General features: G+C 75.7%; 11 protein-coding genes and 1 pseudogene. 4 read left to right on the forward strand and 8 right to left on the reverse strand.

The annotated features are described in order from the left end of the window. Both AE652_RS24740 and AE652_RS24745 read left to right on the forward strand, forming a co-directional pair. Nucleotides 1-682 (forward strand): annotated as a pseudogene (locus AE652_RS24740) (MFS transporter); the annotation flags it as partial. 65 nt (nucleotides 683-747) lie between these two features. Further along, nucleotides 748-1,137 carry a nuclear transport factor 2 family protein gene (locus AE652_RS24745; RefSeq protein WP_049655217.1) on the forward strand — a complete coding sequence of 130 codons (390 nt, stop codon included), beginning with the start codon at nucleotides 748-750 and terminating at the stop codon, nucleotides 1,135-1,137. Nucleotides 1,138-1,627: 490 nt separating this feature from the next. On the opposite strand, the gene AE652_RS24755 is transcribed toward AE652_RS24745, so the two are convergent. The 5 genes from AE652_RS24755 to AE652_RS24775 form a co-directional block, all read right to left on the reverse strand. Continuing rightward, a complete protein-coding gene (locus AE652_RS24755) occupies nucleotides 1,628-2,656 on the reverse strand; it encodes a phosphotransferase (RefSeq protein ID WP_049655220.1) in 1,029 nt (342 codons plus the stop codon). Nucleotides 2,657-2,693: 37 nt separating this feature from the next. Next, a complete protein-coding gene (locus tag AE652_RS24760) occupies nucleotides 2,694-3,143 on the reverse strand; it encodes a nuclear transport factor 2 family protein (protein ID WP_049655222.1) in 450 nt (149 codons plus the stop codon). Nucleotides 3,144-3,289: 146 nt separating this feature from the next. After that, on the reverse strand, nucleotides 3,290-4,057 hold the full coding sequence (locus AE652_RS24765) for an HAD family hydrolase (protein WP_049655224.1): 768 nt from the start codon (nucleotides 4,055-4,057) through the stop codon (nucleotides 3,290-3,292). 77 nt (nucleotides 4,058-4,134) lie between these two features. Beyond that, nucleotides 4,135-4,707, reverse strand: a complete 573-nt coding sequence (locus AE652_RS24770; RefSeq protein WP_234348521.1) for a hypothetical protein — start codon at nucleotides 4,705-4,707, stop codon at nucleotides 4,135-4,137. A gap of 95 nt (nucleotides 4,708-4,802) precedes the next feature. After that, entirely contained in the window at nucleotides 4,803-5,342 is a 540-nt protein-coding gene (locus tag AE652_RS24775; RefSeq protein ID WP_049655225.1) for a CGNR zinc finger domain-containing protein, read from the reverse strand. A gap of 152 nt (nucleotides 5,343-5,494) precedes the next feature. Between AE652_RS24775 and AE652_RS24780 the strand changes: the two genes are divergently transcribed. Both AE652_RS24780 and AE652_RS24785 read left to right on the forward strand, forming a co-directional pair. Continuing rightward, complete coding sequence (locus AE652_RS24780; RefSeq protein ID WP_049655228.1) at nucleotides 5,495-6,736, forward strand: MFS transporter; 1,242 nt, start codon at nucleotides 5,495-5,497, stop codon at nucleotides 6,734-6,736. A 9-nt stretch (nucleotides 6,737-6,745) separates the two neighbouring features. After that, nucleotides 6,746-7,711 (forward strand): DUF2510 domain-containing protein, encoded by a 966-nt coding sequence (locus AE652_RS24785; protein WP_049655229.1) that lies wholly within the window; start codon nucleotides 6,746-6,748, stop codon nucleotides 7,709-7,711. A 123-nt stretch (nucleotides 7,712-7,834) separates the two neighbouring features. On the opposite strand, the gene AE652_RS24790 is transcribed toward AE652_RS24785, so the two are convergent. From AE652_RS24790 to AE652_RS24800, 3 genes are all read right to left on the reverse strand, one after another. Beyond that, the gene (locus AE652_RS24790; RefSeq protein WP_049655232.1) at nucleotides 7,835-8,323 is read right to left on the reverse strand and encodes a hypothetical protein; all 489 of its coding nucleotides are present in this window, start codon (nucleotides 8,321-8,323) and stop codon (nucleotides 7,835-7,837) included. Continuing rightward, nucleotides 8,320-8,865 (reverse strand): hypothetical protein, encoded by a 546-nt coding sequence (locus AE652_RS24795; RefSeq protein WP_049655234.1) that lies wholly within the window; start codon nucleotides 8,863-8,865, stop codon nucleotides 8,320-8,322. The genes AE652_RS24790 and AE652_RS24795 overlap by 4 nt, the downstream gene beginning before the upstream one ends. Before the next feature lie 136 nt (nucleotides 8,866-9,001). Next, nucleotides 9,002-10,393: hypothetical protein (locus AE652_RS24800; protein ID WP_049655236.1), on the reverse strand; the 1,392-nt coding region annotated here is incomplete at its 5' end.

Raw genomic sequence — 10,393 nt, forward strand, 5'->3', positions numbered from 1 at the left:
CGCCCTCACCGCGCTGCTCGCACTCGCCCTCGGCCTGGCCCTGCCCGCCACCCCGCCCGCCGTCCGCGACCGGTACCCGGCCCTGCTCGCCGACACCGTCCGGCTGCTGCGCACCGAACCCGCCCTGCGCCGCTCCGCACTCGGCCAAGCCGCGCTCTTCGGCGGCTTCAGCGCCACCTGGACCGCGCTCGCCCTGCTGCTCACCGGCCCGCCCTACCGGCTCGGCGCCCAGGCCCTCGGCCTGCTGGCCCTGATCGGGGCGGCGAGCATGTTCTGCGCCCCGGCCGCCGGCCGCCGGGTCGACCGGCACGGCCCGGACCGGGTCAACGCCTGGTGCACCGGCGCCACCCTCGCCGCGGCCGCGGTACTCGCCGCCGGCGGCACCGGCGGCGCGACGGGCCTCGTCGCGCTGGCCGCCGGCCTCCTGCTGCTGGACCTGGCGGTGCAGTGCGGCCAGGTCGCCAACCAGGCCCGGATCTTCGCACTGCGCCCGGAGGCCCGCAGCCGGCTGAACACCGCCTACATGACCTGCTCGTTCCTCGGCGGCAGCGCCGGCTCCTGGCTCGGCATCCGCCTCCACGCCCAGCTCGGCTGGCCGGGGGTATGCGGCCTCGTCGCGCTCACCGCGGCCGCCGCCCTGGCCGCCCTGCGGACCGGGGTCAGGGCCGGGGCCGGTCGCTGAGCCGCTTCCAACCGCTGCAACCAAACCACCACGTCACCGTGTCACCGCATCCCGAAGGAGTTCCCATGACGTTCCCGGCCATGCCGCCCGCCGTCCTCCAGTTCTTCCGCGCCTCCCAGGAGGGCGACGCCGACGCCTGGGCGGGGTCCTTCGCCGAGGACGGCGTCTTCCACGACCCGGTCGGCGCGCCGCCGATCACCGGCCGCCCCGCGATCCACGCCTTCATCTCCTCCGTCCTGCCCGGCTTCCGCCCCTTCCTCGGGCTGACGCCGCTGGAGGCGCACACCGTCGGCAGCCACGTCGCCGTCTCCTGGCGGGGCGCGGCCGTGGCCCTGGACGGCAAACCGGTCAACTGGTCCGGCATCAACGTCTACGAGCTGGACGACACCGGCCTCATCCGCGAGGCCCGGGCGTACTTCAACAGCGCCGTCTTCCAGGCCCAGCTCACCGGCTGACCGACCGGGGCGGACCTGATTGTGGGCCGGCCCGCGATCAGGTCCGCCCCGGGAGGCCGTCCAGCCGGCCTCGCGCCGCCGGATCCGCTTCGCCCGCGCCCACGTACAGGGCATGTTCCCGGGTCTGCCCCACCGGCCCGCCTCCCACGACACTCCCGGCGCTCGGCACCGGCCGGACGAGCCGGCTACAGCCGCTCGCGCTCGCGCTGGTTCCGGGACTTGAAGCCGCACCTGGTCTGCGGCCCGGCCTGCCTGCCTGCCTGCGACCGTCCTACCGCAGCCTCACACCATGGCCCGGCAAGCATCCGCTGAAGTCCTGATCGAGTCCGTCAAGCGCCGACTCGGCCCCGAACAGCACAGCGGCCGCACCGTCGCCCGCCCACTGATCGCCTACGACCACTGCCCGACACCGGACCCACTCGTCCAGGCCCGCCTCGGCGAGAGCGGTCCGGGGGTCTGCCGTCCACGGGTTCATCCGCCCCACCCGGCCTCAGTCGCCGAGCAGGCGCAGGGCCTGGCGCAGGTTGTGTTCGGCGATGGCGGCCATCGCCTCGCGGGCCGGGAAGGGCCCGTCGAGCAGGCGCAGCGGTCCCGCCGTCAGCGAGAGGCGCTGGGCCAGTGCGTAGAGGGCGAGCCGGTCCTCGTCGAGGCCGTCCGCCGCCAGCGGCCGGTAGTCGGCCCGGGGCAGGCGGATCCGCAGGAAGACGTGCTCCCACTCGACGTCGAAGTACATCGTGCCCTCGATGTCGATCAGCACCGGGCGGCCGTCCGCGTCCACCAGTACGTGGTCGGGCCCGAGTTCGCCGTGCACCACCGGGTACTCGGCGCGCGGGCGCACCGCCGCCGCCAGGGCCCGCAGCCGGTCCGCGCACCGGTCCCGGGCTTCCGCGATCCGGGGGTCGCGCGCGGCCGCCTCGGCGAGGTCGCGCAGCGCGCGGTCCAGCACGACGCCCTCGCAGGACAGCCCGTGCGACGCTCCTCCCCCGTCGACCACCGCCACCTTCCCGTAGCGGGGCGCCCGGTGGCCGCGCATGGCGCCCAGTGCCTCGCCGAGCCGGGCCAGGACCGGGGCGGCGGCGTGCGGGTCGCGGGCGAGCAGCTTCTCCAGGCTCTCGCCGGGGACGTCCTCGACGATCGCGAGGTCGGCCGTGCGGTCGGCCGGGTCGTCGGCTGCGGGAGCGGCCGTGCCCGGGGCACTCCTGCCGTCCCGGTGCGTGGCGTGCTCGACGAACCGGAGCGCCGGGACCCGGACGCCGAGCGCGTCCAGCCGCGTGTGCGCGGCCTCGAACAGGTCGAGTCCGAGGCCGGGCGAGAACGGGTCGGCGAGGTCGTCGTCGCCCTCGGACGCCGGCCAGTAGTTCTCGGTCCGGTCCCAGCGGTAGGCGATCGCCGTCGTCCCGTCGTCCATCCGCAGGCGGTAGACGCCCTTCTTGCTGCCGCCCGCCAGCCGTTCGACCGCTTCCAGCCGCCGCCCGCCGCCCAGCGCGGCCCGCGCCGCACCCGCCAACCGTTCCCGCATCGCTGCCCCGCCCCTCCTCGTCCCGGTCGGCGGCACCCTACCGCCGCAGGTGGCGGCTCACGTCGCCGACGAGGGTGATCCGCACCCGCCGCTCGGCGAACCGCCACCGCCCGTCCTCCCCGCGCGCGAAGCGGTCGTGGTACCGGCCCCCGGCGACGGCCTGCAGCGGAAGCCCGGGCAGTGCCTGCAGCACGGTGACGTAGGAGCGGGCGACCGCCGTCCCCGCCGGCTCGTCGACCTCGACCGCCACGTTGGTGGTGACGTGCTGGGTCCGCGGTGTCCCGTCGGCGTGGATGATCACCGTCTCCCGGAACATCGCCTCGATCGCCTCGCCGCCGCGTACCGGCGCGCCGCTGCCGACGAAGACGGCGTCGGCGAGCAGGGCGCCGAGGCCCGCGAAGTCGCCGTCGTCCACGAGTTCGGCGTAGCGCGCGATCAGGTTCTCGATCGCCCGGTGGCTCGGCACCGGATCGACGGGCGCGGACATGGTCTCCCCCGGGGCCGGACGGCGGTCATCTCCCCTGATGTTCCCACGCCTTGATCGGGCGTCGGGTCCTGATGGGGCACGGCGGCGGCGACCGCGGGAAGCACCCGGCAGCTCGCCGTGCCCGCGTGGCGAGCGGCGTCCGGCGACTACCGGACGGGTGCCTCGGCCAGGCGGGAGATCTCGGCGGCGACGGCCTCCGGTTCGGCGGCGACGGTGACGCGGGCGACGCCGTCCAGGCCCGGGTGGCCGCCGACCCGGACGGAGTGCCGCGCGTTGCGCAGCAGGTCGAGGTCGTTGATGTCGTTGCCGAAGGCGTTGTAGGCGTCGATCCCCAGCGAGGTCAGCGCCTCCCACTTGTTGGTGGTGCCCGGGGCGAAGTCGATGATCGCCTCGTCGAGGTGGTGGTTGACGGTCATCCCGAGCGCGCGGCCGGCCTCGGCGAGGGCCGCCAGGTCGGTCGCGTCGACGACCAGGAACTTGACGACGACGGGGAGTTCGGCGAGCTCGACCCGGCGGGCGAGGCCGCCCTGGTCGACCCGGCCGCGGATCGGGTGGTCGGCCGGTCCGGTGTAGGCGTAGTCCCACGGGCCGTCGGCGAGGTAGCCGGCCCGGAAGCGTTCGACCTCGGTCAGCAGCCGCCCGAGCTCACCGGCCTCGAACGCGGCCCGCGCCCGCACCTGTCCGTCGACGGAGACCAGGCTGCCGTTCCCGCCGATCAGCGTGGCGGTCGGGAAGGCCCCGTCGAGGACGGGCAGGAGGTCGCGGACCGGCCGGGCGGAGGCGAAGACCAGCTGGTGGCCCGCCCGCTCGCAGGCGTCGAGGGCGGCGAGGATCCGGCTGTCGATCGTCCGCCCGTCGAAGCAGAGCGTGCCGTCGATGTCGAAGACCGTGGTGCGGGCGCTGGAGGAGATCATAAGACGATGCTATCCAGCCGGTGCCGTACACGATCCACCACCGGTCCCGCCCGGAAGCGCCCCCACGAGCCGGGCCCCTACTGGTAGTCGTCCATCAGCTCGCGGTCCACCGTCATGGCGGCCCGGTCCAGGGCCGGCAGGCCCAGGTGCTCGCAGATCAGCGCGGTGAGCCGCTGCTCGTGGTCCGGGCTCTCGGCGAACTCGCCCCCGATGCCCAACCCGGCCGCCGTGACGAGGGGGGCCAGCGCGTTGGGCCAGCGCTCCCCGACGTGCTCGGCGCCCTCGTAGTCGACGCACGAGGAGATCCGGCCGTCCCGGTAGTGGTACGCCTTGGGGCCGTGGGCCTTGACGATGCAGGGGTTGGGCACGAACACCACCAGTTCGGCGCCCTCGGGGCAGAGCCCGCGGTAGTCGATGTCGTCGTAGTCGTTGCGGGACGGGTTGAGCATGGGGTGCACGATCACGCCCCACTCACCGGGCGCCGGCTCCTCGCCCCGGGCGAAGGGCGGACGGTGCCGCGCGGTCAGCCCGTCGGCCACGGCGGCCCGGGTGGTTCCCCGGAAGTACACCAGGACGGTCTCGTCCTCTCCGTAGCCCCGTCCTTCCAGCCAGTCGATGGGGCCCCGGTGGATCCAGTCGTAGTCGGTCATGATCGACACCGTAGCCCTCGGCACCGACACGGCCCCCGGGGCAGTCGGAACAGGAAGTCGGCCGGGCCGACTTCCTGTTCCCGAGGCCGGGACGGTCACGCGCGGGCCGTGCCGTTCGCCGGCCGCGCCGCGCGACGGTGCCGGCGGACGGCGTCGCGGTTGGCGCAGCGCTGGGTGCAGTAGCGCTTGCGGCCGGTCCGGGTGGTGTCGGCGAAGACGGTGGCGCACTCGGCGACGGCGCACCGGCCGAGCCGGCGCATGCCGCGGCCCACCAGGTGGAAGGCGGTGCCGACGGCGATCAGGGTGGACAGCACGGCGCCGAACGACTGGTGGTCGTCGCGGTAGTGGAGGTGCCAGCCGCCCGTGTGGTCGGTCAGCCGGGGGTGGGCGGCGTCGGCGGCGAGCATCCGGTTGAGCCGCTCGGCCCGTTCGCATTCATCGGCCGCGTCGACCACCGACTCCCAGGTGTCCAGCAGAGCCAGGATGCGCGCCAGGTCCGCCGGCCGGACCGGCCCGTCGACCACCAGCCCGGCCGCGCGGCAGCGGTCCGCCAGTTCCTCGGCGGTCCCGGGGCGCCGGTTGGCCAGGGCCGCGGCCAGGTGCACGGCGCTCTCGCCGTAAGGGTTGAGGTGCATAAGACCATGACAGCAGGCTGCTGGGCATGCGTCAGCACACCGACACCGGAAAGCCTTCCGCACCGGCGACTTCCACCTCACCGACTTCCGATCCGACGACTTCCGCACCGGCGGCTCCCGGGGACACCGCCCGCCCGCTCCGGTACCGCTGGGTGGTCCTGGCCGTCGCCACCGTCACCCAGGCCGCCTCCGGCTTCTTCGTCCAGGGCATCGGGGCGATGGCCGTCCCCCTGCAGCACGCGCTGGACCTCAGCACCAGCCAACTCGGCCTGCTCCTGTCGGCCTCCCAACTGGTGCCGCTGGTCGGCCTGTTGGTGGCCGGCGAGCTGCTGGACCGGTACAACGAGCGCTGGGTCGTCGGCCTCGGCGCCGCCGTGGTCGCCGCGGCCCTGCTCCTCGGCAGCCTGGCGCAGGGGTACGCCTCCCTGCTGGCCGTCCTGCTGGCCGTCGGCGCCGGGTACAGCACCGTGCAGCCCGGCGGCAGCAAGTCGGTGGCCTCCTGGTTCGACCCGGCCCAGCGGGGGCTGGCCATGGGCGTCCGCCAGGCCGGACTGCCGCTGGGCGGGGCGCTCGCCGCCGCCGTGCTGCCGCTGGTGGCCGTGGCGTACGGGTGGCGGGCGGCACTGGTGGTCGGCGGGCTGGTCGCGCTCCTGGGCGCCGGGCTCTTCACGGCCCTCTACCGGCGCCCGCCGACCGCCCCGCCGGTACGCCCCGCTCCCGCCCCGGCTCGTAGCCTTGCCCCGGGCCCCGTGGCACCGACGGCCTCCGTCCGCGCCCGGCTGCGGATCCTCCGTGAACCGGCCATGGCCAGGATCCTGTTCTCCGGCCTGGCCCTGGTCTCGGTGCACAGCGGCATCGGCGTGCTCGGCGCCCTGTACCTCCACGACGTGACGGCCCTCGGCCCCGGCCCCGGCGCCGCCGTCCTGGTGGCGGTCCAGGTCGCGGGGGCGGTCGGCCGGATCGCACTGGCGGCCTGGAGCGACCGGAGCCGCGCCGGGCGGTTCCGGCCCGTCCTGGTCTGCTTGGCCGCGGTGGTGGCCGGGCTGGTGGTCCTGACGACGCCGGCTGGCCGGTCCCCCGCCGCGGCCGCCGTCCTGTTCACTTGGCTCGGCTTCTTCGGGATCGGCTGGTACGGCCCCTGGGTGGCCCACCTGGCGGAGTCGGCGCCGCCCGGCCGGACCGGTTTCGCCCTCGGCCTGGTCATGGCGGTCAACCAGGTGGCCGTCGTCGTGGTCCCGCCCGCCCTCGGGCTGCTCCGCGACACCACCCACGGCTTCACCGCCGCCTGGGCGGCCCTCGCCACGACCACGGCCGTGACCCTCGCGGCCACCGCCCGCCGAGGTGCCGGCGGGCGCGGCACCCCTCCCCGGCCCGGGCGGCGCACCGCCGGGTAGCGTACGGCCGTGAACAACGAGACGCCTCCCGGGTGGTACCCGGTCCCCGGCCCGGACGGCGCCCCGGGCCACGAACGCTGGTGGGACGGCAACGCCTGGACCGGCGACGTCCGGCCGGCCCAGGGCGCCTACGGCTACCCGGGCCAGGAGGCGTACCCGGCGCAGCAGGCGTACCCGGCCTACCCGGCTCACCCGTCCCAGCAGGCCTACCCCGGCGCGGGCTACGGACAGCCCGGCCCCGGCTACCCGCCCCCGGCCCCGACTCCCAAGCGGGTCAAGCCCGGCGTGCTCATCAGCATCGCGGTCGGCGTCCTCGCGATCGGCGGCAGCGTCGCCGGGATCGCGCTCAGCCACGGCGGCGACCCGGCGGCGGCCCCGACCACCGACCCCACCGTCCCCGTCACCAGCAGCACCGGCCCGACGACCAGCCCCACCCCCGCCCCGAAGCCGTCCACGCCCAAGCCCGCCCCGGTCCTCCGGAGCACCGTCGCGGACAAGCAGCACTCGATCACCCTGCCGGTGTTCGAGGGCTGGGAGGTCTCCGCGACCGACACCCCGCAGTGGTCGGTCTACCTCGGCAGCGGCCGCTACACCTGCGCGAACGGCAAGGCGTGCATCCGCGGCCGGTTCTCGGTGGAGAAGAACACCGTCCAGGGCGACACCCCCAAGGCCGCCGCCGACGCCGCCATGCCGACGGTCGCCAAGCAGATCTTCAGCGGCATGGCCTCGCAGACCGACTACGGCTCGGGCACCATCACCGTGGCCGGCGTGGCCGGGTACGCGACCCGCTGGCACATCACCAACACCGACGGCACCCAGGGCTTCGTCCTGCTGGCCGCCCTCCCCGCCAAGGGCGGCGGCTACGTGGTCTTCGACGGCGGCGTGGACGAGGACCCGGCCGCCCCGGACGTCTCGGTGCTCGACCAGATCCTCCTGGGCGTCAAGAAGGACGACACCCCGACCAGCGGCACCTGACGCACCGCTCCGGGGCGCCGCCGGCCGCCCGGTTCCACGGCGGCGGGGCGCTCCGGAATCCACGACACGCCTCCACCACGGCGGACGCCGCAGGACCAACCCGGCGAGGGCACCCGCCCCCGGCTACGCCGGTTGGTCGCCCGGGAGTTGGTCCGGCAACGAGGGCGGCGGGAGGGGGCGCGGGCGGGCGGTGGGGCGGTCGCTGCGGCGCAGGACGAAGACCACCGGCAGGGCGATCAGGCTGGGCCCGGCGAGCAGGCCGGCCAGCCACTGGCGGCCGTCGAGGCCGACGAGCACCGAGCCGACGAGCATCCCGGCGGCGAGCACGAAGCCGGCCACCAGGCCGCCGACGTAGAGCTGGTGGGCGCGCTGGTCGCGGCGTTCCCGGGCCGCGATCCGGGCGCGCTCGGTCGCGTGCTCCTCCTTGAGGCGGACCGTTTCGAGGGACGCCCGGTGGCGTTCCCTGGCCGTCTCCCTGGCGTGCTCGCGCTGGAGTTCCAGTTCGAGGTGCTCCAGGGCCACCCGCAGGTGCTCGGGCGGGAGTTGGGCCCACTGGGTGGCGATCTCCAGGGCCGTCGGGCGGCGGAGGCGGCCTTCCTCGGGGGTGGTCACCGGTCGTCACCTCGGGGTGCGGGGGCGGACTGGTCGGGGCCGTGGGCGGAGCCCGGCGGCGGGCCGAGGCGGAGGAACAGCCGCTCCAGGCCCGTGGCGACGGTCTCGGCGGCCGCCGGGGTCAGCGGGTCCTGGGCGTACTCGTGCAGGGGACGGTACCGGGAGGCGGCACCGCTCCCGACGATCACCAGGTCGTCGTCCCGCTCGGTGGAGTCGATCCGCTCCGGGAGGACGGCGCTTCCGGCGACAGGGCCCTTGACGACCGGCGGGCCGGCCGGGTCCCCCATCTCCCAGACCACCGAACTCTCCGGCAGCGAGGCCGCCCGGCCGGGCGCCGACCCGGCCGCGGAGCGGGGCGCGCCCCACGAGGCGACATCCCCTCCCCGCCCGGCCCCGCTCCCCCGCCGCCGCGGCCACAGGACCGCCAGCAGCACCAGCACGGCCGGCCCCGCCGGTACGGCCGCCCACCAGCCGATCCCGGTGGCGGCGTACAGCGTCAGCGACACCGCCCACACCAGGGCGACCGAAACGCCGTAGGCCACCTGTCTGTTCCGCATCCCGCCCCCGCACCCCCTCCGACCGGTTCGAACTCAGGCCCGAGCTTCGACCCGAGCCTACCCACGACGAGGGCCCCTCGACCGGACAACCCGGCGGAGGGGCCCACGAAGTGACGTCGGATCAGCTGTGCTGCGGCGCGGGCAGCGTCGCCGATCCCCCGAGCAGCGGCCACTCCCGGTGGAAGGGCGGCAGCGGCAGCTTGCCCTCGATGATCGGGGTGCCGAAGACCTTCAGGTGGGCGAGCAGCGAGCCGTTCAGGTCGACGCCGCCGACCAGCGACCAACTGCCCTGCACCTGAGGCGGTTTGCCTGAGGAGTCGGCGACCAGCGAGCCCTCGGCCTGGGCGCGCAGGTAGGGGGCGACGGTGGCCTCCACGCCGACGGTGTCGTACAGGCCGAGGCTGATCTCGGCGCCGAGCGCGGCCCGCACGCCCGCCTTGCCGTTGAGCCGCACGTGTACCGGGGTGACCTTGGTGTCGGCGTTGGTGACCGGGGTCCAGCCCTTGCCGCCGGTGTAGTCGGCGCGGACCGCCCAGGTGCCGGTGGCGTCCTGCTCCGCCTCCAGGTGGACCTGGCCGTCGGCGCTGACCTCCAGGTAGCAGGTGAGGCCGAGGTTGACGACCACCGGCAGGCCGGCGACCGTCAGCACCGGGCTGGCCTGCAGCTTGGCGAAGGGCACCCGGATGGGCGCCGCGCCGGTGCTGCGGGCGGCGTCGCCGGTGACCTTCCATTGCGCGTGGGCGCCGAGGTCGAAGCCGATCGAGGCGGTGCGCGGACTGCCGGCCGCGGCGCCGTGGTAGGCGAAGTGGACGGCCGGGTGGAGCTGGAGCGAGCCGGAGGCGTCGAGGCTGGCGCCGTCGGGCAGCGGGACGGGGGCCTTGAGGTTCACCTCCAGGGTGCCGGAGGCGTCGGCCTGGACGCCGTTGCCGGTCAGGCCGGCGGTGGCCTTGAGGTCCTTGACCAGCGGGGTCACCGTGATGCCGTGCGGGTCGACGGGGACGTTGCCGTCGGCCTCGGTGCCGCCGAGGAGTTCGGCCAGGGTGGCCGGGCGGGTGGTCAGGGCGAGTGTGTTGCCCGCGCCGGGGCGGACGCCGGTGACGGCGACCAGTGCGCCCTGCGGTGCGGCGGCGGTGGGCGGGCTGGCGATCAGCTGCCCGGGCTGGACGGCGGCGGCGGCCGCACTGGGGGCGGCACTGGGAGCGGTGCTCGGTACGGCGCTCGGTACGGCACTGGGAGAGGCAGCAGGACCGGTACCGGGGACGGCACTTGGCGAGGTCGGGGCCGTGGCGCCCGGCCCCGTCGCCGACAGCACCGCCGTCCCGCCCGCCGGGTCGTACGCCGTCAGCTGGAGGTTCTTCGCCGCCGCCGTGACGGCGCCACCGTCCTTGCCGGGGCTGCCGATCGCGGCCTGCTGGTCGCCGGCGGGCGCGGCGGTGACGGGCGCTTTGCCCGGGGTCGGACGGCCGGTGGCGGGACTGGCCGCTCTGGCGTGCGGGGTGGCACCGGCGGGCCG

The sequence above is a fragment of the Kitasatospora sp. MY 5-36 genome (genome assembly GCF_001182915.1).
Classification (GTDB): Bacteria; Actinomycetota; Actinomycetes; order Streptomycetales; family Streptomycetaceae; genus Kitasatospora.